This window comes from Actinomadura sp. NEAU-AAG7, from assembly GCF_018603865.1.
GTDB lineage: Bacteria > Actinomycetota > Actinomycetes > Streptosporangiales > Streptosporangiaceae > Spirillospora > Spirillospora litoris.
On the sequence record NZ_JAHFZY010000002.1, the window covers coordinates 526,993 to 551,221 of the forward strand.

General features: G+C 73.8%; 24 protein-coding genes, 1 pseudogene and 1 riboswitch. Of the genes and pseudogenes, 4 read left to right on the top strand and 21 right to left on the bottom strand.

Annotation, left to right across the window (positions count from 1 at the left end; genetic code table 11):
* Positions 1–51: 51 nt before the first annotated feature.
* The 3 genes from KLI87_RS11815 to KLI87_RS11825 are packed head-to-tail and all read right to left on the bottom strand — an operon-like array spanning position 52 to position 2,930.
* Complete coding sequence (locus KLI87_RS11815; RefSeq protein WP_214616982.1) at positions 52–1,011, bottom strand: amidohydrolase family protein; 960 nt, start codon at positions 1,009–1,011, stop codon at positions 52–54.
* Between the two features lie 18 nt (positions 1,012–1,029).
* Entirely contained in the window at positions 1,030–1,641 is a 612-nt protein-coding gene (locus KLI87_RS11820) for a hypothetical protein (protein WP_214616983.1), read from the bottom strand.
* Positions 1,638–2,930 (bottom strand): FAD-dependent monooxygenase, encoded by a 1,293-nt coding sequence (locus KLI87_RS11825; RefSeq protein WP_250903745.1) that lies wholly within the window; start codon positions 2,928–2,930, stop codon positions 1,638–1,640. Before KLI87_RS11825 ends, KLI87_RS11820 begins: the two co-directional genes overlap by 4 nt.
* Before the next feature lie 52 nt (positions 2,931–2,982).
* Here KLI87_RS11825 and KLI87_RS11830 point away from each other — a divergent pair, with 52 nt between their 5' ends.
* A complete protein-coding gene (locus KLI87_RS11830) occupies positions 2,983–3,762 on the top strand; it encodes an IclR family transcriptional regulator (RefSeq protein ID WP_156217808.1) in 780 nt (259 codons plus the stop codon).
* 48 nt (positions 3,763–3,810) lie between these two features.
* Here KLI87_RS11830 and KLI87_RS11835 read toward each other — a convergent pair whose 3' ends face one another.
* On the bottom strand, positions 3,811–4,185 hold the full coding sequence (locus KLI87_RS11835) for a helix-turn-helix domain-containing protein (protein ID WP_308165976.1): 375 nt from the start codon (positions 4,183–4,185) through the stop codon (positions 3,811–3,813).
* Positions 4,186–4,283: 98 nt separating this feature from the next.
* On the opposite strand from KLI87_RS11835, the gene KLI87_RS39965 reads away from it, so the two are divergent.
* On the top strand, positions 4,284–5,177 hold the full coding sequence (locus KLI87_RS39965) for an alpha/beta hydrolase (protein WP_308165977.1): 894 nt from the start codon (positions 4,284–4,286) through the stop codon (positions 5,175–5,177).
* A 28-nt stretch (positions 5,178–5,205) separates the two neighbouring features.
* On the opposite strand, the pseudogene KLI87_RS11840 reads toward KLI87_RS39965, so the two are convergent.
* The 8 genes and pseudogenes from KLI87_RS11840 to KLI87_RS11875 all read right to left on the bottom strand — a co-directional run.
* Positions 5,206–6,213: pseudogene (locus KLI87_RS11840) on the bottom strand (amidohydrolase family protein); the annotation flags it as partial.
* Positions 6,210–7,055, bottom strand: a complete 846-nt coding sequence (locus tag KLI87_RS39970; protein ID WP_214616985.1) for an ABC transporter permease — start codon at positions 7,053–7,055, stop codon at positions 6,210–6,212. The gene KLI87_RS39970 and the pseudogene KLI87_RS11840, both read right to left, overlap by 4 nt.
* Position 7,056: 1 nt before the next feature.
* The gene (locus tag KLI87_RS11850) at positions 7,057–7,842 is read right to left on the bottom strand and encodes an ABC transporter permease (protein WP_156217804.1); all 786 of its coding nucleotides are present in this window, start codon (positions 7,840–7,842) and stop codon (positions 7,057–7,059) included.
* A complete protein-coding gene (locus tag KLI87_RS11855) occupies positions 7,839–8,642 on the bottom strand; it encodes an ABC transporter ATP-binding protein (protein WP_156217803.1) in 804 nt (267 codons plus the stop codon). The genes KLI87_RS11850 and KLI87_RS11855 overlap by 4 nt, the downstream gene beginning before the upstream one ends.
* A 1-nt stretch (position 8,643) precedes the next feature.
* Positions 8,644–9,732, bottom strand: coding sequence for an ABC transporter substrate-binding protein (locus KLI87_RS11860; protein ID WP_173390820.1), 1,089 nt, complete (start codon positions 9,730–9,732; stop codon positions 8,644–8,646).
* A 56-nt stretch (positions 9,733–9,788) separates the two neighbouring features.
* Entirely contained in the window at positions 9,789–10,844 is a 1,056-nt protein-coding gene (locus tag KLI87_RS11865; protein WP_156217801.1) for an alcohol dehydrogenase catalytic domain-containing protein, read from the bottom strand.
* 19 nt (positions 10,845–10,863) lie between these two features.
* Positions 10,864–11,613, bottom strand: a complete 750-nt coding sequence (locus KLI87_RS11870) for an RraA family protein (protein WP_156217800.1) — start codon at positions 11,611–11,613, stop codon at positions 10,864–10,866.
* Positions 11,610–12,515, bottom strand: coding sequence for an amidohydrolase (locus KLI87_RS11875; protein WP_214616986.1), 906 nt, complete (start codon positions 12,513–12,515; stop codon positions 11,610–11,612). Before KLI87_RS11875 ends, KLI87_RS11870 begins: the two co-directional genes overlap by 4 nt.
* A gap of 614 nt (positions 12,516–13,129) precedes the next feature.
* On the opposite strand from KLI87_RS11875, the gene KLI87_RS11880 reads away from it, so the two are divergent.
* Positions 13,130–14,965, top strand: coding sequence for an amidohydrolase (locus tag KLI87_RS11880; protein ID WP_214616987.1), 1,836 nt, complete (start codon positions 13,130–13,132; stop codon positions 14,963–14,965).
* A 58-nt stretch (positions 14,966–15,023) separates the two neighbouring features.
* On the opposite strand, the gene KLI87_RS11885 is transcribed toward KLI87_RS11880, so the two are convergent.
* Together KLI87_RS11885 and KLI87_RS11890 are read right to left on the bottom strand one after the other, a co-directional pair.
* Positions 15,024–15,365 (bottom strand): HEAT repeat domain-containing protein, encoded by a 342-nt coding sequence (locus KLI87_RS11885; RefSeq protein WP_214616988.1) that lies wholly within the window; start codon positions 15,363–15,365, stop codon positions 15,024–15,026.
* A 9-nt stretch (positions 15,366–15,374) separates the two neighbouring features.
* Positions 15,375–16,268: an NAD(P)H-binding protein gene (locus tag KLI87_RS11890; RefSeq protein ID WP_214616989.1), complete on the bottom strand. Its 894-nt coding sequence runs from the start codon at positions 16,266–16,268 to the stop codon at positions 15,375–15,377.
* A gap of 146 nt (positions 16,269–16,414) precedes the next feature.
* Between KLI87_RS11890 and KLI87_RS11895 the strand changes: the two genes are divergently transcribed.
* The gene (locus KLI87_RS11895; RefSeq protein WP_214616990.1) at positions 16,415–17,332 is read left to right on the top strand and encodes a LysR family transcriptional regulator; all 918 of its coding nucleotides are present in this window, start codon (positions 16,415–16,417) and stop codon (positions 17,330–17,332) included.
* 72 nt (positions 17,333–17,404) lie between these two features.
* Here KLI87_RS11895 and KLI87_RS11900 read toward each other — a convergent pair whose 3' ends face one another.
* The 7 genes from KLI87_RS11900 to KLI87_RS11930 all read right to left on the bottom strand — a co-directional run bounded on the left by KLI87_RS11900 (position 17,405) and on the right by KLI87_RS11930 (position 23,699).
* Positions 17,405–18,286, bottom strand: a complete 882-nt coding sequence (locus tag KLI87_RS11900) for a glycoside hydrolase family 19 protein (protein WP_308165978.1) — start codon at positions 18,284–18,286, stop codon at positions 17,405–17,407.
* A 195-nt stretch (positions 18,287–18,481) separates the two neighbouring features.
* Positions 18,482–19,135 (bottom strand): PIG-L deacetylase family protein, encoded by a 654-nt coding sequence (locus KLI87_RS11905; RefSeq protein ID WP_156217795.1) that lies wholly within the window; start codon positions 19,133–19,135, stop codon positions 18,482–18,484.
* Entirely contained in the window at positions 19,132–20,985 is a 1,854-nt protein-coding gene (locus tag KLI87_RS11910; protein WP_214616991.1) for a hypothetical protein, read from the bottom strand. The genes KLI87_RS11905 and KLI87_RS11910 overlap by 4 nt, the downstream gene beginning before the upstream one ends.
* Positions 20,982–21,386, bottom strand: coding sequence for a hypothetical protein (locus KLI87_RS11915; RefSeq protein WP_214616992.1), 405 nt, complete (start codon positions 21,384–21,386; stop codon positions 20,982–20,984). Before KLI87_RS11915 ends, KLI87_RS11910 begins: the two co-directional genes overlap by 4 nt.
* Positions 21,379–21,699 carry a Rieske (2Fe-2S) protein gene (locus KLI87_RS11920; protein WP_156217792.1) on the bottom strand — a complete coding sequence of 107 codons (321 nt, stop codon included), beginning with the start codon at positions 21,697–21,699 and terminating at the stop codon, positions 21,379–21,381. Before KLI87_RS11920 ends, KLI87_RS11915 begins: the two co-directional genes overlap by 8 nt.
* Positions 21,696–22,712 carry a DUF6687 family protein gene (locus KLI87_RS11925; protein ID WP_214616993.1) on the bottom strand — a complete coding sequence of 339 codons (1,017 nt, stop codon included), beginning with the start codon at positions 22,710–22,712 and terminating at the stop codon, positions 21,696–21,698. Before KLI87_RS11925 ends, KLI87_RS11920 begins: the two co-directional genes overlap by 4 nt.
* An 84-nt stretch (positions 22,713–22,796) precedes the next feature.
* On the bottom strand, positions 22,797–23,699 hold the full coding sequence (locus KLI87_RS11930; protein ID WP_156217790.1) for a ribokinase: 903 nt from the start codon (positions 23,697–23,699) through the stop codon (positions 22,797–22,799).
* 273 nt (positions 23,700–23,972) lie between these two features.
* Positions 23,973–24,192: riboswitch (cobalamin riboswitch) on the top strand.
* Positions 24,193–24,229 lie beyond the last annotated feature (37 nt).

Sequence of the window (24,229 nt, forward strand, 5' to 3'; positions counted from 1 at the left end):
CGCGCCGAAGAGGGCGCTTCGCGGTGGGGGGAGCTGTGCGGCGCGGCGGTTCTACTCGGCGTCGGCCATGCGCCGTGCCGCGCGGGGGAAGAGGTCGAGCGCCCGGCCGCCGATGGCGGCCGCCTGCTCGGGGGTCAGCGCGCCGCATTCCCTGAGGCTTCTGCGGTTCGTCTCGGCCGTTGACTCAGTCGTGCAGGGCGCGCCCCAGTCGCTGCCGTAGACGATGCGGCCGGCTCCGACCGTCGCCACCGCCGGCAGCAGGGAATGCGGGAACGCCGTCGCCGCGGTGTCGACATAGAGCGAGGACGTCTGCGCTTCGACGTCGTCCGCCGTCACTCCCTGCGGGACCCATGACTCGTTCCCCAGCAGCCCGAGCCGTCCGGTGAGGGCGGGGAAGGCGCCGCCGCAGTGGGCGATCACGAAGGTGATGTTCCGGAAGCGCGCGAACGTCTTGCGGAAGACCATGTCGAACACCGTCCGCGCGGTGTCGAAGGCCACCTCGTAGAGCGGCGCGGGGTGGTCGAGCGTCGGCGGGAGGCGCGCGTCGGGATGGACGAAGACCACCGCCGCCCAGTCGTCGAGCCGCTCCCACAGCGGATCGAGCGACGCGTCGCCCAGATGGACGCCGTTGTAGTGCGTCGTCACCGCGAACCCGTCGGCGTCGAGGGCGTCGCGGGCCCGCGTCGCCTCGTCCGCGGCGGCCGGTGGGTCGTCGGTGGGAAGCGCCGCCAGAAGGCCGAACCTTGACGGGTGGCGCCGCACGAGCGACGCGCCGTAGTCGTTCGACGCGCGGAGCCTCCGCAATTCAGCGGGAATATTGCTGAGCATCTGCATCGCGGTTCCTGACGCGTCCATGTACGCCAGGGTCCGTTCCGGCGACCAATGATGAGGCTCGCGGAAATAGATTCCCTTGGCCAGCATCGCCTGCCAGCCGCGCACGCGCTCGTCCTCTGTGGACGGCGGCGTGAAATGCGCGTGGACGTCGATGTAGCGGCCGTTGAGCGGCGGCATCCCGCCCTCCTTTCGGGCTCAGGCCCTGAACAGGCGCAGACCGTTCTCAATTTCGGCGAGCGGGCTCTGCGCCAGAAGGGGCGCCAGGGCCTCGCGGGCCTCGGCCGGGGACATGAGCGCGGACGGGTCGACCTCGTCGAACCGCCAGCTGCCGGTGTCGTCGTAGATGAACTCGCCCGCCAGCCGCCCGTCGCGGTAGGGCCAGGCGGCGGCGAACCGATGCGAGATCTGATAAGTGCCGTCAGGATCGACGTCCTCGCCCGCGAGCGCGGCGTCGGCGCCTCGGACGACCTGCGCGAAAACGGCCTCGATGAAGATTCCGTAATCGGAGACGGCGACCTGCTCGTCGAGCGCGCCGAACACGTTCACGCCGCTGTCGACGATCTCGCGGTAGAACTCTCGGACCTCCTTCATACCGTCGCACACGTGCGTCCGCCCGCGCTCGGTGAGCCGGTAGAGGGGGTGGTCGACGGTCATCTCGGGGACGAGGATGTCCTCCCAGAAACCCGACACCTCCAGCAGCGCGTGCCTGCGGTAGTTCTTCAGCATGTGCCGGTGCCTCGGGTTCTCGACCACGGCGAGCGCCGCGTCCACCCCCGTGGTGATCTCCCGTACGTCGAAGACCTTCATGGCGTCACTCCTTGGTGGTCCGGGGATTCGGGGTCGTACTCGTAGATCCAGCCGTTGTCGACCAGCGGGTCGGTCGCGGTGAAGGACGCGTCGCGGGCGCGCTGGTCCGGGCCGTCCGGGAGGTGGTTGACCTCCGACCGCGCGTGGCTGACCTCCTGCAACCGGGTCGTGCGGGGCAGGCGCAGCGCCTCGTAGCGCCGCAGTGCCCGAGGCGGGTCGGCGGCGTCCTCGGCGAGGCAGCGCGCCAGGACCGCCGCGTCCTCGACGGCCTGCGCGGCGCCCTGCGCGAAGAACGGGAACATGGGGTGCGCGGCGTCGCCGAGGAGCGTGACCGGCCCCCGGCTCCACGCGGGCAGCGGCGCGCGGTCCAGCAGCGCCCAGCGCCCCGGCGACCGGGCGGCGCGGATGAGGCCGACGAGCCGGGGGTCCCAGCCGTCGAACTCGGCGAGGAACTCCTCGACGGTCGCGCCCGCCGTCCACGACTCCACCGAGTCGCCGCCCGCCGGGGCGAACGCCACGAGGTTCACGAACCGCCCGCCGGAGATCGGGTAGTGCACCAGGTGGTGGCCCGGTCCGATCCAGAGCGTCTGCGCGCGCCGCCGCGCGAACGAGGGTGCGCGCTCGCCCGGCACCAGGGCGCGGAACGCGCACAGGCCGGAGTCGGCGATCTCCCGCGGCCCGGCGACGGCGGCGCGGACCACCGAGTGGACCCCGTCGGCACCCACGACCACGTCCGCCTCGGCGACCGCGCCGTCCGCGAACCGCAGCGCCACGCGCTCGCCCCGGACGTCGAGTGCGACACAGCGCGCGCCCAGTCTGACCGCGCCCGGCGGGACGGCGCGCCCGAGGGCCTCCAGCAGGTCGGCGCGGTGCACCGTGTAGGTGTGCTCGCCGTAGAGGCGCTCGCAGGCCGTCGCGAGGTCCTCGGCGGACAGCACCCTCCCGTCCCGCCAGCGCCGGAACTCCCACCCGACCTCCAGCCGGACGGCGCGCTCCAGCAGCGGCCCGAGGACGCCGAGCCTGCGCAGGAGCCGGGCGGCGTTGGGCGCCACCACGAGCCCGGCGCCGACCTCGCGCAGTTCGGGTGCCTGCTCGTACACCGTGCCGCGGAGACCCGCGCGGCGCAGGAACGCGGCGGCCGCGAGGCCGCCGATCCCGCCGCCGATGATCGCGATCTCCGGTGTCCCGCCGTCCGGCCCGAGCATCTCCTGGACTCCCACGGTCGTCGCCTGCGTGCTGACGACGCCATGCTGCCCCGGCGGCCCCTCCCGGGGCGCGCGGCTGGTCATCCTATGGACACCGTCGGCTATCCTCGCGGGTCAACGAGAGGAGGGCCGCGCCATGCCGCGCACCAGCGAGCCGGGCCGGAGCGTCAGCTCCCGCCTCCTGGAGGTGCTGTTCGCGTTCCGGCCGGGCCAGAGCGTGCTGAGCCTCGCCGACCTGGTCCGCAGGACGGGCCTCCCGCACGCGACCGTCCGCCGCCTGGCCATGGAGCTGACCGACGCCGGCGCGCTGACCCGCCGGCACGACGGCCGCTTCACGATCGGCCTGCGGCTGTGGCAGCTCGGCACGCTGGCACCGCTCACCGAGTCGCTGCGCACGCAGGCCCAGCCGTTCATGGAGGACCTCTACGCCGCGCTGCACCAGCATGTGCAGCTCGCGGTGCTGGAGGGGACCGAGGCCGTGATCATCGAGCGGCTGTCCGCGCCGCAGGCGCCCGAGCTGGTCTCCCAGGTGGGCGGGCGGCTGCCGCTGCACTGCTCGGGGGTCGGCAAGGTCGTCCTCGCGCACGGCGGCGCCGACCTGATCGACCGGGTGCTGTCGGGCCCGCTGCGCAGGTTCACGCCCGAGACCACCGTCGACCCGGGCGCCCTGCGCGCGGAACTGGCCGACTGCCGCCGCACCGGCAACGCGAGCGTGCGCGGCGAGCTGACCCCCGGCGCCGACTCGATCGCGACCCGGATCGTGGACGGCGACGGGCAGGTCGTCGCCGCGCTGTCGGTGGTGGTGCGGGCGGGCTCGGTGAACCCCCGCGCGGTGCTGCCACCGGTGATCGCCAGCGGCCTCGGCATCTCCCGCATGCTCGGCTGGCGCCCCGGAACCAGGATCCGCGACATGTGAACGTTATCCATTGAATGAACAACGCGCGCCGATCGGCGCCGAGCGGGGCTACCCTGCGCCGGACGCGTCGATCTCGGCCATGTGCTCCTCGGCCCAGTCGCGGACGGCGGCCAGCACCTCCTCCAGCGACAGGCCCAGGTCCGTGAGCCGGTAGTGGACGCGCGGCGGCACGGTCGGCTCCACCCGCCGGACGACCAGGCCGTCCCGCGCCAGGTTCCGCAACGTCACCGACAGCATCTTCTGGGAGACGCCGGGCATCCGCCGCTGGAGTTCGGCGAAGCGCAGCTCGCCCGGGGCGGCCGAGGCCAGCACCTTCACCGCCATCGACGTCCACTTCGTGCCGATGCGGTCCAGCAGCCGCCGGGTCGGGCACAGCGGGTCGAAGAGGTCGCCGCGCGCGCCGCTCTTCGGGGAGGGGGTCACCTGGAACTCACCACCTGTCGCGAAAGTGCCTTCTTGGACCTGCGGCACAGGTTACCTATGGTCAGCTTGTCACCATTGGTTACCCCGAAGGGCTCGGCATGGCCTCACTCCCCGCGACGCGGCGGGTCGCCGCCAACGGCATCGAGTTCAACGTGGCGGTGGCGGGGGACGGGCCCGCCGTCCTGCTGCTGCACGGCTTCCCGCACACCTGGCGGCTCTGGACGGAGGTCATCACCGCGCTCGCCGGCCGCCACCGCGTCATCGCCCCGGACATGCGCGGCACCGGCGGCACCGCCAGGGCACCGGACGGGTACGACGCCGCCACCCTCGCCGCCGACGCCGAGGCGCTCCTCGACGCGCTCGGCGAGCCCGCGGCGGCGGTGGCCGGGATCGACGCGGGCGCCCCGCCGGCGTTCCTGCTGGCCATGCGGCGGCCCGAGCGCGTGCGGCGGCTCGTCCTCATGGAGTCGCTGCTCGGCCGGCTGCCCGGCGCCGAGGGCCGCCCCGCGCCCTGGTGGTTCGGCTTCCATTCCGTCCCGGGTCTCGCCGAGACCGTCCTGGCCGGCCATGAGGCCGAGTACGTCGACTGGTTCCTCGACTCCGGCACGCGCGCCCGGGACGTGCCGCGTCCGATCAGGGACGCGTTCGTCTCCGCCTACACCGGCCCGGACGCCCTGCGCTGCGCGTTCTCCTATTACCGCGCGCTGCCCGCGAGCGCCCGCCAGATCCAGGACGCGGCGGACGCGCACCGCCTCACCGTGCCCACGATGGCCGTCGGCGCGCATCCGGTCGGAGACGTCCTCGAACGCCAGTTGCGGCCCCTCGCCGACGACCTCACCGGCCACGTGGTCGAGGACTGCGGCCACATCATCCCGCTGGACCGTCCCGACGTCCTGATCCCGCTGATGAGATCGTTCCTCGCCGGATGGTCGCCACCGGGACCAGCCGCCGGCGGGCCGGGCGGTGCTCGCCCAGGGCGTCGGCGTAGGTGAAGCTCCCCTCCTCCCAGTCCAGGACCGCGATGTCGGCCTCGGCGCCGGGGCGGAGTGCGCCGATCCGTCCCGCCCAGCCGAGCGCGGCGGCCGGGGACGCGGTGGCGGCGCGCACCACGTCGGCGAGCGGCATCCCGAGCGCCAGCCACTTGTTCATGACGGTGAGCAGGCCGGGCGCGAGGGCGGGGAAGGAGCGGCGGCTGAGGTCGCTGCTGATGGTGTCGGGCGGGAAGTCCTGGGCGAGCAGGGCCTCGGCGACGGCGAAGCCGAAGTGGCTCATGCCGTGGCCGCAGTCGAAGAGCACGCCGCGGTCGCGGGCCTCGCGCGCGGCGGGCAGCAGCACGCCGGAATCGTCCAGCAAACCGTTCGGCCGCGGTGTCTGGTAGTGCGTCACCATGTCGCCGGGCGACAGCAGCGGCAGCAGTTCGGAGAGCGGCTCGGCGGTGCCGCCGATGTGGACGTGCAGCGGCGTGCCGGTCTCGGCGGAGACGCGCGCGCCCAACTCCAGCATGGGACGGCACGGCCCGCCGGTGATCGTCGCCGACAGCCGCAGCTTGATCCCGACCACGAGGTCGGGGTGCTCGTGGATCAGCCGCGCCACGCCGCCGGGGTCCACGAGGTCCGGGCGCAGCTCCCCCACCAGCCCGGTCAGCCCGATCCGCGCGAGGTTGAGGTGGCACAGGACGCGGGTGCGCGAGCCGCCCGCGATCCAGCGCCGGAAGCCCGCGAACGTGTCGGTGCCGCTGCTGCCGCCGTCGGCGACGGTCGTGACGCCGCCGCCCGCGCACACCTCGTCCGGCCAGGCGCCGATCGACGTCGCGCCCCAGTAGACGTGCGCGTGCGCGTCCACCAGCCCGGGGCACACGAGCGCGCCCCGCGCGTCCAGCACCCGCGCCGCCGACGCGGGATCGAGGGCGGGCTCCACGGCGGCGATCACACCGCCGCGGACCCCGACGTCGCGGCGCCCGTCCAGGCCCTCGCCCGGGTCGAGCACCCGGCCGCCCCTGACCAGCAGGTCATAGACCGGGCCCGTCATCGGGAGGACTCGAAGAACCTTCGCGTGCCCAGCCGGACGAGCCCGAACAGGATCTTGTTCTGGAGGACGCCGAGCAGCATCAGCACGACCAGCACGGAGAACTCGGCGGCCACGTTGATGGCCTCGCTGTAGGTGAGCAGGAGCTGCCCGAGCCCGCCCGCCGACGGCGCGACGAACTCGCCGACGATCGCGCCGATCAGCGCGAACGCCATGCTGATCTCCAGCCCGGACACGATGCCCGGCACCGCCGAGGGCAGCGAGATCCGGCGGAACCGCTGCCAGCGTCCCGCGTGGAACGCCGTCGCCATCTCCAGCCGCGTCTCCGACACGGTCGACAGCGCCGACAGCGTCGCGATCAGCACGGGGAAGAACGCCAGCATCGCCGCGAAGCTGAACTTCATCGTCAGCCCGAACCCGAGCCACAGCGCGCACACCGGGGCGAGCGCGATCTTGGGGAGGGACTGGAACGCGACGACGTAGGGGTAGAGGATGAACCGCGCCGTCCGGGACTCGGCCATCAGCACGCCGAGCGCGACGCCCGCCCCCGCGCCCAGCGCGAACCCGATGAGCGTGGCCTTCCAGGTCTCCCAGGCGCTCTGCCCGACCTGGTCGAGGAACAGGTCCGAGCTCATGATCTCCCAGACCTCGGTCGGCTTGGGGATCACGACCCCGCTGATCTCGAAGCGGGAGATCACGAGCTGGATCGCCAGCACCCCGGCGAGGCCGACCAGCAGGGGCGGCAGCAGCACGAAGGCGGCCGCTCCAAGCGGCCCGGCCAGCGGTGAGCGCCTCGGTTCGAGATCGCGTCGCGGTCTGACGCGTTCGTCCGGCGCCTCGGTCACCTTATTCATTGGGCATGCGCTCCAGTACGAGACGCCGGGCGAGCCGCACCAGCAGCGCGAGCGCCAGCCCGACCACGACCAGGATCATCAGCACGGCGAACTCCTCGGCCAGCCGGTAGTCGCGCTGGTAGACCTGCAAGATCACGCCGATTCCGGCGTTGGCGCTGATCAGCTCCCCGGCGATCGCGGCCAGGAACGACAGCACCACCGAGATCTCCAGCCCGGAGAAGATCGGCACCACCAGCCCGGGGAAGACGATGCGGAGCCGGATCTGGGACTTGGACGCGCCGAACGCGGTCGCCATCTCGATCCGGCCGCGGTCGGTCTCGGCGACGCCCGCCATCGTGCTCACCAGGACGGGGAACAGCGTCGCCGCCGCGACCAGCCCGATCTTGGACTGCATGCCGAGCCCGAACCAGATCACGAAGATCGGCGCGAGCGCGATCGGCGGCAGCGCCTGGAGGGCGAGCGCGTAGGGGTAGAAGCCCTGCCGGAGGATCCGCGACTCGCCCAGCAGCACCCCGAGCACCACCCCGGCCGCGAAGCCGATCAGCAGCCCGAAGAACGCCTCGCCGAGCGTGACGCGCAGCGCCTTCAGGTAGGCGCCCCACTCGCCGGACGGGCCGAGCGCCTTCAGCACCGCGTCCAGCTTCGGCACCGAGCTGCCGTCGCCCTGCACGTCCGACGGGAGGATCTGCCAGGCCAGCAGCAGCGCGGCGGTGACCGCGACCAGCCCGCCCCAGCGCGCCGCCGCCCCCAGGTTCGCGGCGGGGGCCGGGGCGGTCATCCGCCGACCCTCTGCTCGGAGGCGAACAGCCGGTCGCGGATCCGCCCGCACACCTCGGCGAACTCCGGCGTCGCCATCAGCTCCTTGGTCCGCGCCTTCGGGAAGGGCGGGGTGACGACCTCCACGACGGTGCCCGGACGCTCGGACAGGATGACCACCCGGGTGGACAGCAGCACCGCCTCGTCGATGCCGTGGGTGATGAGGATCGCGGTCTTGCCCGACTCCCGCCAGATGCGGTTCAGGTCGATGTTCATCTGCTCCCTGGTCAGCGCGTCCAGGGAGCCGAACGGCTCGTCGAGCAGCAGCAGCCGGGGGTCGTCGGCGAGGGCCCGGCAGATCGCGACGCGCTGCCGCATACCGCCCGACAGCTCCTTCGGACGGCGGGACTCGAAGCCCGCGAGCCCGGCCCGCTCCAGCAGCCCGGTCACCCGCTCGCGGGCCTCGGCGGTGACCTTGCCGTGCAGCTCGACCGGGAACAGGCAGTTGGACATCACGTCCCGCCACGGCAGCAGCGTGGCGTCCTGGAGCGCGATGCCGATGTCGCGGCGCGGCCCGGTGACCGGCTCGCCCCAGACGCGCACGGCGCCCTCGGCGGGGCGCAGCAGGCCCGCGATCATCTTCAGGATCGTGCTCTTGCCGCAGCCGCTCGGCCCGACGATGCTCACGAACTCGCCGGGCTCGACGGTCAGGTCGACGCCCTTGACCGCCTCGACCCCGTGTACGGCCCGCCGGCCGCGGCCCCGGCCCGCGAACACGTGCCGCAGGCCGGCGAGCTCGACGGCGTGCCCTGTCGTCGCCATCTCAGCCTCCGAACTCGTAGGTCTTGGCCGCGTTCGTGATCTGCTGGGCGTCGAAAGCGTTGAACGCCGGCACGAACTGGTTCGTGACGATCTGGTCGGCCTTGAAAGCGCTCGGCGTGAGTTTCGTGGTGACCGAGAAGTCGCTCCACGCCTTCACGCCGTCCTCGGGGAAGGATCCCCAGTTCTTGTGGCCGGACGGGTCGCCGCTCGTGAGATAGGTGGTGCGCAGCGCGAGGATGCGCTTGTTGTCGGCGATCTTCTTCTTCTCGGGGACGCCGGGGACGTTCGTCTTCGGATAGATCTTGTACATCATCTTGATGGCGGCCTCGGGGTTGGCGGTGGCGAAGACGTTCGCCTTGGCCATCGCCCGCCCGAATCCCTCGATCACCTTCGGGTTGGCCTGCATGAACGACTGCTTCGCGGAGAACCCGGTGGAGAACAGCCGCTTCCCCAGCGGGGAGTTGAAGTAGCGGAGTTTCGCGCCGAGGTTCTCCATCGCCGCGTACTGCGAGTCGAACAGCATCAGCGCGTCGATGCGCTTGCTCTGCATCGCGTGGTAGGCGGCGGCCTCCAGCCCGACCGACACGAACTGCACGTCCTTGTCGGGGTCGAGGCCCTGCTCCCGCAGCAGCGCCTTGGCCAGCGGGATCGTGCCGCTGCCGAGGCTCTGCGCGCCGATCTTCTTGCCCTTGAAGTCCTGCCAGCCCCGGATCGGGCCGGCGTCCTCGACGGCGAAGCTCGCCACCTGCGACCGCGCCCAGTTGAAGAACATCCGCTGGTCGGACCTGTTCGTCACCGCGTCGGGGATGAGCGACTGCGGCACCGGCGCGGCGATGTCCAACTGCCCGGCGGCGACGGCCTGGATCGCCTGGGTCGAACCGGGCGTGAACGTCGTCTCGACCTTCAGGCCCTCCTCCTTGAAATAGCCGAGATAGCGGGCCACGGGAATGGCGGCGAAACTGGAGTTCATCGCCTTGATGGCGAGCGCGACCTTCACGGTGCGCAGGTTCTCGCCCTTCTCCTTGGAACCCGAGTCGCCGCCGCCGCAGCCGGCCGCCACGAGCGCGGCGGCGACCAGCGGAAGCGCCACGCGAAACGCAAGAGAGCCCGACCTACGACGTCTCATCGTCGTCTTCCTTCCACAGTTCAGGCCGCGGTGTCGGGGACCAGGAGAATCCGCCCGGTGGCCGAGCCGCTCTCCAGGATCTCGTGGGCCCGCGCCGCCTCCGACATCGGCAGCGTGTCGGTCACCACCGGGGTCACCAGGCCCCGTTCGATGAGCGTCAGCACGTCTTCGAGCTGCCGCCGCGTGGTGCTGGCGGCGGAGTGGATCGTGATGTCGCGGCCGCGCCAGCCGACGAGGTCGACCTCCACCGGCGGCGGCACCTTCTGCACCTCGCCGACCAGCACGAGCCGGCCGTGCAGCGCCACGGTCTTGATGCTCGACAGGAACGAGGCGGCGCCGACGTTCTCCAGGACGATGTCGCAGCCCCGGCCGGCGGTGGCCTCCATGACGTCCTTGCTGTAGTCGGCGCCCCGCTCGACCAGCAGGATCTCGTCCGCGCCCGCCTGCCGGACCGCCTCGACCTTCTCCGGCGAGGTCGTCTGCGCGACGACCCGCGCGCCGGAGGCCTTGGCGAGCTGGATCGCGTGCAGCCCCACGCCGCCGCCCGCGCCGGTGACCAGCACGGTCTCGCCGATCTCCAGGTGCGCGACGTCGCGCAGCGCGTTGAGCTGGGTGCCGATGGCGCAGGACGCGATCGCGACGTGCGGGGAGGTGATGCCCGGCGGCACCTTCACCAGGCTGCCGTCCGACACCGCGACCAGCTCGGCGTAGCCGCCGTTCAGCCCGATGTCGCCGAGGAACACCTTGCGCGGGCAGCGGGTCTCGCGGCCCGTCCGGCACTCGCGGCACTTGCCGCACACGCGCTGCCGCTGGTTGGCGACGACCCGGTCGCCGACCGCGAAGTCCACGACGGCGGCGCCGATCTCGACGACCTCGCCGACGACCTCGTGCCCGGGGATGATCGGGAAGCCGGTGCCCTGCGCACGGTCGCCCCGGCGGACGAGCACCTCGTGCATGCACGCGCCGCACGCCTCGACCTTCACCACGCACTCGTCGGGCGCGGGCCTGGGCGGCTCCATGTCCGTCCACGTCATGACGCTGGGCGGTCCGGTCTCCCTGGCGACGATGGCCTTCATGCGCGCTCCGTTCCTCTCGTCATCTCTCGTCGGCTCGGTCCCACGCGGCGTCGACGAAGCGACCGCCGTCGGCGGGGAAGTTCTGGCTCCAGTCGCGCACCGCGAACAGCGAGGCGCCCGCGCGCACGCGCGGGGTCAAGGTCGTGGCCTCGCGCAGGTCGCGGGCGGCGGCGGCCTCGGCGACGCGGGCGGCGTCCTCCAGCGGGACGACCGCGACGCCGTCGCCGTCGGCCACGACCAGGTCGCCGGGCCGGACGTAGGCGCCGCCGCACACGACCGGGACGTTGCCCCACCCGGTGCGCGTCTTGCCGGTCGCGGCCGGGGTGACGCCGAGCGCCCACAGCGGGAACCCGACCCGCTCGATGTCGGCGATGTCGCGGGCGTGCCCCTCGATCACCGCGCCCGCGAGCCCCCGCGCGGCGGCGGACTCGCTGACGTTGGCGCCCCACACGGCCGAGTCCACGGGCCCGTGCTGGGACGTCCACACGAGGAAGTCGCCCGGCCCCGCCACCTCCAGCATCGCGTGCAGCGTGAGGTTGCTGCCGGACAGGTCGAGCGCGGTGACCGCGCGGCCGACCGCGCGGGTGCCGGGCGCCAGCGGGCGCACGCCGCGCAGCAGGTTGCGCTGCCCCATCGCCTCGTGCACCGACGCCACGGCCAGGTCGTCGTAGGCGCGCAGGACCTCCTCGCCCGGACGCGGCGCCCGGGTGAACACCGTGCCGCGCGGATGCAGCCTCGTCGGCCCGCCCGTCCGCTCGCCGGAGGTCATTCGCCCTCCGGCGGGAAGCCGAACAGCTCGGCGGGGTTGGCGACGAGGATCCGGTGCCGGGTCTTCTCGTCCGGCGCGATCCGCGCGATCAGGTCGACCAGCACCCCGTCGTCGGGCATCTCGCGGACGTTCGGATGCGGGAAGTCACTCCCCCACAGGCAGCGCTCGGGCGCCTGCGCGGCGAGCAGCGCGGCCAACCCGACCGCGTCGTCGTAGGGCGGGCCCCCTGCCGAGAGCCGGTCGGGCGCGCTGAGCTTGACCCACACGTTCCCGGTGTCGAGCAGCCGCCGCAGCGCGCCCACCTGCGGGCCGTCCAGCCCGGTGCGCAGGTCGACCCGCGCCATGTGGTCGATCACCACGGGCGGGCCGCCGGCGCGGAGCGTGTCGAACAGGTCCACGACCGTGTCGCCCGCGATGTGGAACGCCATGTGCCAGCCGTGCGGGCGGACGAGGCCCGCCACCGCGCGCACCTCGTCCGGCGTCGGGCTCGGCCCGAGGTGCGGCATGAACTGGAGCCGGACGCCGCGCACCCCCGCCTCGTGCAGGCCCGCGACCTCGGCGGAGGTGGAGCTCGCGGTCAGCAGCGCGACGCCCCGGTACCGGTCGGGGTCGCCGCGCAGCGCGTCGAGCAGGGCGGCGTGGTCGGTCCCGTGCGCGGCGGACTGGACGATGAGCGCCCGCTCGACCCCCATCAGGTCGTGCCTGCGGCGCAGGTCCTCCTTGGTGACGTCGGGCGTGTCGTACGCCCGGTCCTCCGGGTAGGGGAAGACGTCGCCGGGCCCGAAGATGTGGCAGTGCGCGTCGCAGCTCAGCGGCGGCAGCGCCAGAACGGGAGCCGTGGGGTTCGGATGCGGCGGGGCGGCGAGCCTCCTGCCGCCCCGCGCCGCCTCATGGGAGGTCATGGGACTCGTTTCAGCCGGACGGATGTCAGGGAAGGAAGGTTCGCCTGTCGCACGTTTGTGCGCCAGTTGAAGCGAGTGTGCATGACCGAGCAGGGGCGGTCAAGGGGGTGCGCCCGCCCCGGACGCGAAAGCGCCGCCCCCACCTCGCATGGTGCGCGCGTTTGATGACGATGACAACACCCAGTCGTGAACCGTCTGACCGGCACCTTTTCAAGCCACTCGAACCGGACGACCCCGAGGGCATTTCCCCAGCTCGATCCGCCCTCACGGCGACATGGCCGATCGGGCACCCACCGGCCGCCGTGAAGGAGGGCCGGAAGTCAACTGTTGACTTCATCAACAGCAGTAAGGAGACTGTGCTCACCCGCCGCGATCATCCGCCCAGGGAGGTCCCGGACATGCCGCCCTCGACACCCCCACCGGTCTCCCCCGCGCCGCCGCGCGCGGGCGGGTCGCGCCCCCGCGCCTGACCCCACCGGCTTCTACCGGCCCTACCCCGTCGGCCCACCCCCCACCGGCTCATCCCACGGCTCGGCCCCTCTCCGCCGAGACCGCCCCACCCCCTACGGGAGCGCTCTGAGGTCATCGACCCCTGCCCTAAGGAGAAGCCCGACATGACCCCTGGAATCGACCGCCGCCAGGTCCTGCACGGAGCCGCGGCCGTGGCCGCCGGAACGGCCGCCGTAGGAGTGCTGCCCGCCGGGACCGCGCACGCGGACGGCGAGCGGAGCGGCGACGCCGACCTCGTCATCCACAACGGGAAGGTGCTCGTGCTCGACGAGCACCTCCGCGAGGCCGAGGCGGTCGCCATCCGGGACGGGCGGATCCTCGCCGTCGGGCGGGCCCGGGACATGCGCCGCCACACCGGCCGCCGGACGCGGCTGCTCGACGCGGGCGGCGGCACGGTCCTGCCGGGGATCAACGACTCGCACCTGCACCTGGGCTCGCACGGGCTGAGCGTCCCGCCGTTCAACGTCGACGTGGACACGAGGACGATCGAGGAACTGGTCGCCGCCATCCGCGCCGCCGCGGGCGCGGCGTCCACGCCGGACTCGTGGATCCGCGGGCGAGGCTGGCAGGAGCTCGTGCTGCCCCGCACCCCGGTCGCCGCCGACATCGACCCGGTCTCGGGCGGCCATCCGGTGATCCTCAACGACTTCTCGGGGCACGCGACCTCGGTGAACACCGCCGTCCTGCGCAAGGCGGGCATCACCCGCGACACCGTCCCGCCGCCGGGCGGGGTCATCGACAGGGACGCGAACGGGGAGCCGACGGGCGTCCTGCGGGAGACGGCGCAGGGCCTCGTCCGGAACGTGGTACCGCCGTTCACCCGCGACGAGCGCTCGACGGCCATCGACGCGGCCATCGCCCGGTTGCACTCCAGGGGCGTCACGAGCCTCACCGAGCCGGGCATCGACCTCGACACGCTCGCGCTCTACGCGGAGAAGGCGCGCGCGGGCCGACTGCCGATGCGGATCACCGCGCTGCTCGGCAGCGGCACCGGGCCGCGGACGCTCCGCGACGTCCTCGACCGGTACCGGCCGTCGCGGGACGTCGATCCCCGCGTGCTGCGCGTCGCGGGCGTGAAGATCTTCGCCGACGGCATCCCCCGGTTCCGGACCGCGTGGATGAACAAGCCCTACCTCGACGGCTCCAACGGGCGCCTCACCATCGACGGCGCGACCGCCGGCGAGCAGCTCGCGAACCTGCACGAGATGATCGAGCTGGCCTCGCGCGCGGGCCTCCAGGTCGGCACGCACTCGTGCGGCGACGGGAGCACCGACGCGGTCGTCGCCGGGTACGTCAGATCAACGCGGCACCGCGCCGACCTGCGCCACTACGTGATCCACTGCAACTTCCCGTCGGCCAGGACGCTGCGGACGATGGCGCGCCACGACATCGGCGCGAACCTGAACGCGGAGATCCTCTACCTCCAGGGCCGCGTCCTCGAAACGATCATCGGCCGCGAGCTGACCGAGTACCAGTGGCCCTACCGCAGCGCGATCGGCGCGGGCGTGCATGTCACGTCCGGGTCGGACGCGCCGGTCGTGGAGCCGCACTGGCTGCGCGGGGTGATGACGGCCGCCCTGCGCGAGGGCGCGGACGGCGGCGTCGCGGGGCAGGCCGAGCGGATCACGGTCCCGCAGGGCCTCGCCACCTACACCCGCGAGGCGGCGTGGCAGGACCACGCGGAGCGCTGGAAGGGCACGCTCGAACCGGGCATGGCCGCCGACGTCTGCGTCCTCGGCGGCGACGTCCTTCGGGTCGACCCGCACGACCTCGCCGACCTCCCGGTCACCACGACGCTGCTCGGCGGCCGGGTCGTCTACGAACGGCCCGCCGCGGGCGCGGCGCCCGCCGCGTTCGCGGGCGCCGGGAAGCACGGCCGCGACTGCTCTGACGGCGGGAGGTGCTGCTGCGAACTCTCCAAGGAGATCAGCGGCACCTGACCGCGCATGACGGCCTCCCGGCCGCGCGGGCCGGCAGGCCGGTCATGGGCGGTGGCCGTCAGGAGATCCAGCCGTTCTCGCGCGCCTCGTCGAGCACGCGCTCCGCCTCGCGGGTGTCGAGCATCTCCAGGCCGCGGACGGCCCAGAAGCGCAGCGACTCGTCCATGCTCTCCAACTCGTCGCGGAACACCCGCAGCGCGCTCGGCGAGCGGGCCTCGGCGATCAGCTCCAGCAGCCAGCAGCGCAGGCCGTGGTCGTCGCGCTCGGCCGCGAACTCGGCGATCAGCTCCTCGACATAGGCGTCGGCGTGCTCGCGCAGGAAGTCGAACGCGTCCTCGCTGACCTGGGGGTCACTCTTGCGCATGAGCTGCATGGCCTGATCGAACCGTCGCCGCGACATACCCCGACACTACGGCCGGGCGCCGACACCCTCCACGGCCGGCTTCAGAACCTCCTCGCACCACTGGCGGAAGGTCGTGGGGGTGGACGAGCCGGGCGTGCGCGGCGCGGCGTTGTCGAGGCCCGCGTTCTTGGCCGCCATCATCTCGACCATGCCCTCGGCCATCGCCGCGGACATCCCGTGCGCGAGCAGCCCGGCCCGGAACGTCTCCGCCGGGACCTCCTCGTAGCGGACGGGCCGCCCCAGCACCTCGGACATGATCCGCGCCATGTCGTGCATGGTCAGATCCTCGGGGCCGAGGACGGGAACGTCCGCATTGCCGGTCCAGGTGGTGTCGCGCAGCAGCCCGGCGGCGACGGCGGCGATGTCGCGGGTGGCGCAGGCCGGGACCTTGCGGTCGCCCAGCGCCATTCCGGAGAACACTCCCCGGCCGGCGATCGACTCCGCGTCGCGGAGCAGGTTGTCCATGAACGAGGGCATCGCGAGCGCGCGGTAGGCGACGCCCGTGGAAGCGATGAGGTCGTCCATCGCCAGCGACGCGGACACGAGCCCGGCCTTGCCGGTGACGCCGCGTCCGAGGGCCGACACCCCCACCACGCGCCGGACGCCTCGCGCCACGATCGCCTCGCACGCCGGACGGGTGAAATCCAGATAGGCGGCGGCGAGGCTTTCGGTGCGATAGTCCGGCGGTACGAGCCAGAAGACCGAGTCGGCGCCCGTGAACGCCCGATCGACGACATCGCGGTCGCCGTGCGAGCCCGCCACGACCTCGACGCGGGCGCGGACCCGCGGCGCCAGGCGGGACGGGTCGCGCGCGATCACGCGCACCGGCTCGCCGGCGGAAAGGAGAAGGTCGATGAGCTGCCGCCCGATCTGGCCGGTCGGCGCCGTCACCACGATCACGATTACCTCCGAGGGGTGAAAGGATAATTGCCATTTCGGAACTGCCATCGCATGGAATGGCGATCCCGTGGAAAGGCAAGGCCAGTCAACCCGGCGGCGCGGCCGACCTGAAGGACCGATCCGATCCCGATTGATACCCTGGCGATATGAGTGATCTGGAGGTGCGGCAGCTCCGCTACTTCGTCGCCGTGGCCGAGGAGCTGCACTTCGGGCGCGCGGCCGACCGGCTCGGCATGGCGCAGCCGCCGCTGTCGCGCGCGATCCGGACCCTGGAGCGCCATCTCGACGTGCGGCTGCTGGAGCGCACCACGCGCAGGGTCGAGTTGACCCCCGCCGGGGAGGCGCTGCTCCGCGACGCCCGGACGGCGCTCGACGCGGTCGCGGCGGCCGACCGGCGCGCCCGCAACGCCGGGCGCCCCGCGCCGAGCCTGCGCCTCGCGCTCAAGGCCGACTACGACGCCGGGCTGCTGCCCCTGATCCTCGCCGCGTACCAGCCGCACGAGGCGGCGCTGCCGGTGGAGTTGACGCTGGGCGGGCGCGGCGACCAGGACCCCGCGCTCCGCGACGGCCGCGCGGACGTCGCGATCCTGCCCGCCCCCTTCGACCGGCACGGCCTGGACTCCGAGCCGCTGCTGACCGAGCCCCGCCTGGTCGCGATGGCGGCGGGCGACCCGCTGGCCGCCCGCGCGTCCCTGCGCCTGGCCGACCTCGCGGGCCGGTCGCTCCCCGACGGCACGTTCGCCGACATGGAGGGCCGCCCGTCCGGCCGGGAGGGGGCCGGGATGTCGCCGCCGCGCGGGGCCCGCTCGTGGGACCTGGCGCAGATCTTCAACCTGGTCGAGCTGGGCGACATCATCTGGTTCCTGCCCGTGTCGCTCGCGCGGCGCTACCCCCGGCCGGGCATCGCGTACCGGACGGTCACCGACCTCGCGCCGTCCGAACTCCGCATCGCCTGGCCGCGCGACTGCCGTTCCAGGCCGGTCGCCGCGTTCGTCGACGCCGCCATGACCGTGGCCGCGGCGTCATTCCCGCGCATCGACGGCCGACCCCGGATGACCGGCTGAACGGAGAAGAACAGTTCCCGGTGGCGGACGAGGGGTCCGCCACCGGGAACGGTTAATCCCGTCTGCCTGTGGTCAGCAGTACAGGTTGTCGCCCGGCGGGACGTTGAGGAGCTGGGTGAACTTCTTGTAGGCGTTCACCCTGCTTTCCACCTGGCCTGGATTGCCGCCGTTGCATTCCAGGCCGCCGTTGATGCTGCGGATCGTCTCACCGAAGCCGCGGCCGTTGACCATCGCCTCGTGCGGGGTCATCGTGCCGGGGCCGTCCTGGGTCATCCAGTACCAGAGCGCGGTCTTCCAGGCCACCGCCGCGTCCCGCTCCACCAGGTAGGGGTTGTTCAGCAGGTCGATGCCGAGCGCGTCGCCGGCGGCCTTGTAGTTGAAGTTCCAGCTGAGCTGGATGGGGCCGCGCCCGTAGTAGGCGGCCTGGCCGGCGGGGCAGCCGTAGGGCTGGCTCCTGTCGCAGTAGTGCGGGTAGTTCCCGGTGTTCTGCTCGACGATGTAGACGAGGCCGCCCGTCTCGTGGTTCACATTGGCCAGGAAGGCGGCGGCCTCCTGCTTCTTGACGGTGTCGCTGCCGGTTCCCGCGAACGCGGGATATGCCTTGGCGGCGGTGGTCAGGCCGCTGTAGGTGTAGAAGGAATTGCGGCTCGGGAACATCTGCTCGAACTGCGTCTGGCCGACCACGAAGTCACCGGTCTGCGGGGGTTCCTGCGTTCCGCCGCAGGCGCCCTGGTCGGCCCAGACCAGGTCCTGGCCGGGCGCCTGGTTCTGCGTCCACCATTTGGCCTTCCAGTTGTGTCCGTTGTAGGACACCCCGGCGCCGCCGGTGTAGACGGCCGAGGAGTTCCAGGGGGTCGCGCACTGCGTAGCGGAGGCCGAGGCGAGCTGCGGGGCGGCCAGCTGCATTCCGGCCGCGAGCGAGAGGGCGGCGAGCGGTGCCAGGAATCGGCGCACCTGATCACGTCCTTCGGGGGATTCACGCGGCGGGGCGGTCCGCGTGTGGAGCGAGGGCGGGGGGCGGGGCGCGGAGCGACCTTCTTATAGGAAACTTTACTATCAGATCTTCCGACGTCAACCCTCTGCCCCGTACGTCCGCGTTCGCGGCCGTTCCCGGCCACCGCCCTCCGCCTTTGACCAGGGAAATCGCGATCAGAGGCGGGAATGGGTCGTGCGGAGCACGGAGAACGCCTCGACGAACTCGCCGTGTCCCGACGTCACGCCCCGGTACCGGTTGAGGCCGAGGGCCCCGTCGATCCACTCGTTGTGCGCGAGCTGCGAGGCGTAGGCGGCGAGCGCGCCGGCCTTCCGGTCGCGGACGGCCGTGATGTCGACGAAGACCGACGGGCGCGCGATCGGCGTCCACACCTCGAACTCGTAGACGACGGCGGGCGGCTCCTCCAGCGCGGGCCCGGCCTCCGGCAGGATCGGGTAGGCGGAGATCCAGCGGGCCTCGCGGGCCAGCTCGGCCGCCACGCGGTGCGCCGGGTCGTCCTCGTCCGCGTGCGGCGCGTACACGATGCCGGGACGGAACTCGCGGAACACCGCGACCAGCTCGGTCAGCAGCGCGCGGTCGGCGGTGAGCTGCGTCTCGGGCGCCGACAGCGTGGAGATGCCCGCGACCCCGAGCCGCCGCCCGGCCTCCCGCGCCTCCGCGAGGCTCGCGCCGCCGAGCCCGCTCAGGTGGACGACGTGGACGAGGTCGCCCCGGTCGGCGTGCAGGCTGATCGTCCCGCCGCAGCCGATCGCCTCGTCGTCGCGGTGCGGGCTGACCACCAGCACGCGGGCCTGCACGTCGGGGCTCATCCGGGCACCGTCCTCACGTCCTCGGTCCGATCGTCGTCGCCGGCGGCGCCGCCGTCCGCGCGGTCCGGGCCCCGCTCGGCGAGCGCGGACCAGAACCGGAGCTGGTCGGCGTAGTGGACCAGCTCGGCCACGGCCGCCGCCTCCATCCGCGCGTGGTGCTCCCGCCAGGTGCGACGGAGGGTCTCCCCCGCCCGCTCGGCGAGGGCGTCGCCGTAGGCGCGGATCTCCGCGTGCGGCGACCGGCGCGCCCGGCGGACGTCGGCGCGCAGCTCCGCCCACAGGGCGTGCCCGAGCGCGGCCGGGACGATGCCGCCGCGTCCGGCGCGTCCGGCCACCGCGTCACCGGCGGCGCGCAGCCAGGCCGGGTAGCCGGGGTATCCGGGATCGCCGGGCGCCGCGCCGACCTCGCCGAGCGCCTCCCGGGACGCGTGCAGCAGCGGCCACAGCAGCTCCTCGCGGAAGAGGTAGGACGACAGCTCGCCGCGTCCGGAGTCGGTGACCTCGCCCCGGTCGTGCCACAGGCCCGTCCCGGCGACGCAGCCGGGGACGCCGAGCGCGGCCATCAGGTCGCCGACCGCGATGTCGACCAGCCGCGCCGAGGTCGCCCACATCGTCGGCGGGCCCGGGGTGCGGCGGGCGGGCAGCCCGAGGACCGTTCCGAACGCCGACGTCCAGCGCCGCAGCGACACCGTCGGCGGCGGGTCGGCGAGCAGGCGCCGCATCGGCAGCCCGCCCGACAGCAGGCTCCGCCGAGCGGGCTCCGGGGTGCCGGGGTCGAGCGCGAGGTGGTGGCTCGCGCGCGCCCGGAAGTCGGGATGCCCGCAGGTGTGGAAGTGCACCATCCCCGGGAGCGGATGGCTCGCGGACGAGGCCGGCCCGAGATGGGTGAAGTCGGTGTCCTCGTAGGTGACCGAGTGGGTCTCGTGCGGCCTGGCCTCCAGGGGCGCCGCGTGGGCGAGCCGGTCGATCACGTGCAGGACGTCCACGGGCTGCGGTCTGACCGGCGCGGACGCGCCGTCCATGACGTCGACGAACGGGCGCGGGCCGCCGCCGGGCCGGGCGGGGGTCGTCGGCGCCCAGGGCGTCGCGTCCTGTTCGAGCCAGACGATGTCGCGGCCCGCGAACGCGGCGAAGACCGCGTTCGCGGTGCCGGGCAGCCCCGGGGCGAACGTGCGCTCGGCGCACGCCCGCAGGGCGCCGTGGACGGCCATGCGGCGGCGGAACACCTGTTTCGCCCCGAAGCGGCCGTCCGCGTTCCACTCCCCGAACCGCGTCACCCGGAACCCGGACTCGCGCCGCGCCCGAGCGCAGACGGCGTCCAGTTCGCGCGCCGCGTCCGGGGTGGGCGCGTCGTCGGCGACGACGATCCGCAGGCCGCCGTGGCCGTGGCGCAGCATGACCTCGCAGTGCGCGGCGAGGGCGGCGCGGACGTCGGCGGCCCGTCCCGCCGTGGGCAGGACGATCAGCGGCGGCTCCACGCCGAGCCGGGACCGCTCCCGTGGCGGGCGCCCCGCCAGCAGCGCGTACTCGGCGGGCGAGACACCGCGCGCCGCGCCCGTCCAGCGGAGGCCGACCGGGTGCTCGTCGCGGGCGGTCAGCGTGCCGTCCGGCGCGCGGACGACGCTCAGCCGCGCGGCGAGCCGGACGTTCAGCACGCCCAGCAGGTCGGCGAGCGCCGCCGCGTCCCCGCCGGTCAGCGGGAGCGCGAGGCGCAACCCGAGGAGGAACTCGAACAGCTCCCGGGGGTCGCCGCCGAACGCCGCCGCGAGGCCGCCGCGCGGGCGGACGCCGAGGAGCCCGAGCGCGACGGCCCGGCCCTGCGCGCGGACGTCCCGCCACCGGCCGATCACTCCGGCACCCCGCCGAGCACCGCGACGGGATCGCGGCCGCCGAGGAGGTCGCCCGCGTAGCACTGGAGCTGGACGAGCGGCTCGATCACGGCGACGTCGCCGAGCGCCGGTTCGCCGGGCAGGCCGCCCAGGTCGCGCACGTCGGACGCGGCGGCGCAGCACAGCAGCAGCCGGACGACGCCTCCCGCGTCGGGCCTGGCCGGAGGCGGGGTCAGCAGCGCGCGGTGCACCCGTGTCTCCGCCCCGGGGTCAGCCGACCGCAGGACGCGGACGGCGGCCTCCGCCGCCTCCGCCAGCTCCCACTCGCCGTAGCGGCGGACGAGGTCGAGCCAGGCCGGGGCGCGCTCCGCCGCCGCGCGGTCGGCGAGCCCCGCCACCCGCGCCACCGCCGGGTCAGGCACCGGACGGCCCCTCCGGCCACTCGACGACCAGGTCGTCGCCGTCGAACCGCGCCGGGACGACGTCGAGGTCCGCGCAGGCCGGCCCGTAGACCGCGCGGCCGTCCCCGGCCCGGAAGGTCGAGCGGTGCCAGGAGCAGATCAGCATCCCCTCGACCAGGTAGGCGTCTTCGAGGGGGCCGCCGCGGTGCGGGCACAGCGCGCCGTGGACCACCGGCCGCCCCCCGGCCAGCCGGGCGACGTAGGGCCCGCGCGCGGTGTCCAACCGCACGACGCCCTCCTCGGCCAGCCGTCCGCGCAGCCCCTCCACCCTCATGCGGTCTCCTTGGACGGCGGGGTGCCGGGCGCCTCGTCCAGCCAGCCCGCGTGCGAGCGCCACAGCAGCGACCCGTCCGTGCGGGCGGCGTCGAAGAAGGCGAGGACCACGCGGCGGACCTCGTCCATGCCGAGGCTGCTCGGCGCGGGGACCTCGGCGGGCGAGTACAGCTGGAGCAGCGGCGTCGCGGTGGCCGGTGACTCGCAGAACCAGGTCCCGTCACGTTCCAACATGTTGAGTTCGCGCGCGAGGAGATCGCCCCGGACACGCGGGCCGGGACGCCGCGACCGCAGATCGACGAAGTTCTCGTACCGGAAGCGGAGGCTGTGCCGGCCGTCGGCGCGGAGCCGCAGCACGTGGCCCGCCTCCGTGCGCGCGTGGACGGCGTACTCGTGCAGCGGCTCGGCGGTGTCCTCGAAGACCGCCAGGTCGCCCCGCTCCTCGATCTCGACCGGGGAGCGCATCGAACGTTCCACGTCCTCCCACTCGGCGGCCCAGCCGTCGCGCCAGGCACCGGGGTCGAGCAGGCACTCCTCGGCGACCTCCAGCATCCCGGCGAACAGCGCCGTCGTGGCCTGCCCGACCGACCGGAACTCCGTCGCGGCGCTGATCTCGCGCTCGGCCGCCAGCAGCGCCAGGCACGCGCGCACGGGCTCCTCGCCGGTGTGGACGTCGAAGTCGCCGCACAGCGCCGTCCGTGCGAGCAGGTCGCGGTGCCGGGCCGTGAAGTCGGGGCTGACCAGGCACAGAACGCTCAGGAGCCCGTCCACGTCGTAGTGGTCGCAGGTGACCGCGCTCGCGTCCGCGAGCAGTTCCGCCCGCTCGGCCTCCGGCAGCCCGAGCAGGCGCAGGACGGACTGGGTGCTGACGTCGTCCTTCAGGTGGGCGGGGGTCCGGTTGCCCGGCCAGTGGCTGAGTTCCAGGACGGTGCGCGGGGTGCGGAGCCCGTCGACGAACACGTGCGGCCGGTCGTCGAGACCGGGGCCGAAGGGGACGTAGGGCAGCGCTCTCATCGGTCCCCCTCCGGCGGGCGATGGCGGGGGCCGGGAGCGGCGCCCACGCCACGTGCGCGAACGGCTCCTTCGAGCATATCAAGATCAACTTCGGTCGAGCAGCGCGTCGACGTCGGCGGCGCGCGGAAGCGAGCCCTGCGCGCCGCGCCGCGTCACGGCGAGGGCGCCCGCCGCGCACGCCCGCCGCGCGGCCGCGCGCAGCGGCAGGCCCGCCGCGACCCCCACGGTCAGCGCGGCGCAGAAGGCGTCGCCGGCGCCGACCGCGTCGACCGCCGGCACCGGGAACGCCGCGACCTGGAACGCGCCCTCGGCGTCGGCCCCGGCGGCACCGTCCGCGCCGAGGGTCACGACCACCCGGTCAGGGCCGAGCCGCCGCAGCCCGGCGGCGGTCCCGTCCCCGCCCAGCGCGGCCGCCTCGCCCTCGTTGACGATCAGCAGGTCCACCAGCCGGAGCAGCCGCGCCACCGGCGCGTCCACGACCGCCGGGGCGGGCGCCGCGTTCAGCGCCACGAGCATGCCGTGCCGCCGCGCCTCCTCGGCGGCGGCCTCGCAGGCCGCCACCGGGATCTCCAGTTGCAGGAGCAGCGCGGACCCGCCGCCCGCCACGGCCTGGCGCACGTCGGGGCCGAGCGCCGCGTTGGCGCCGGGCGCGACCGCGATCGCGTTGTCGCCGTCCGGCCTGACCATGATCATGGCGATGCCGGTCGCCGCCCCGGGGGCGACGCCGACGCCGGACGCGTCGACGCCCTCGGCGGCGAGGGCCGCGCGCAGCTCCGCGCCGTGCGCGTCGTCGCCCACCAGCCCGGCCATGCGGACGGCGGCGCCGAGCCGCCGCGCGGCCACCGCCTGGTTCGCGCCCTTCCCGCCGGGCCCGTGGGTCGCCTCGAAGCCCAGCACGGTCTCGCCGCACCCGGGCAGCCGCGGCACGGTGACCGTCAGGTCCATGTTGACGCTGCCCACCACCAGCAGCCGCACCGGCTCAGCCATCCCGTCGATCCTGTGCCCGCCCCCGCCCGAAGTCAACGCCCGCGGATACCCCTTGACGGTCGCCGCCGCCAAGAATGATCATGAAATACCAAGATCAACAACGAAGGGGCACCGCATGCGCAAGACGCGTCTCGCCGTCATGACCGGGATCACCACGGCGCTGATCATCGCCGGAACCGCGACCAACGCGATGGCCACCTGCATCGCCTACTGAGCCGCGGCGCGGCGCAGGAGGGGCGGCCCACGAGCATGAGGGCCGCCCCTCTTCTGGCTACACTCGGGAACGTGGATGGTTCGCTCGTCCCCGCACGGGTGCGAGCGTCGCAAGAGGGAACCCGGTGCGAATCCGGGACTGCCCCGCAGCGGTGAGCGGGAACGACCGCCGTCAACACGCACTGGGCCTCCGGGCCTGGGAAGCGACGGCCAGTAGGGCGCTTCCTCAGGGAAGCGGCGCCCGCGAGTCCGAAGACCTGCCTCCACCCGCGCGCCGCCCGGCGCGCGGTGGTCTGCGGCCTCGCGGGAGGGCCGGC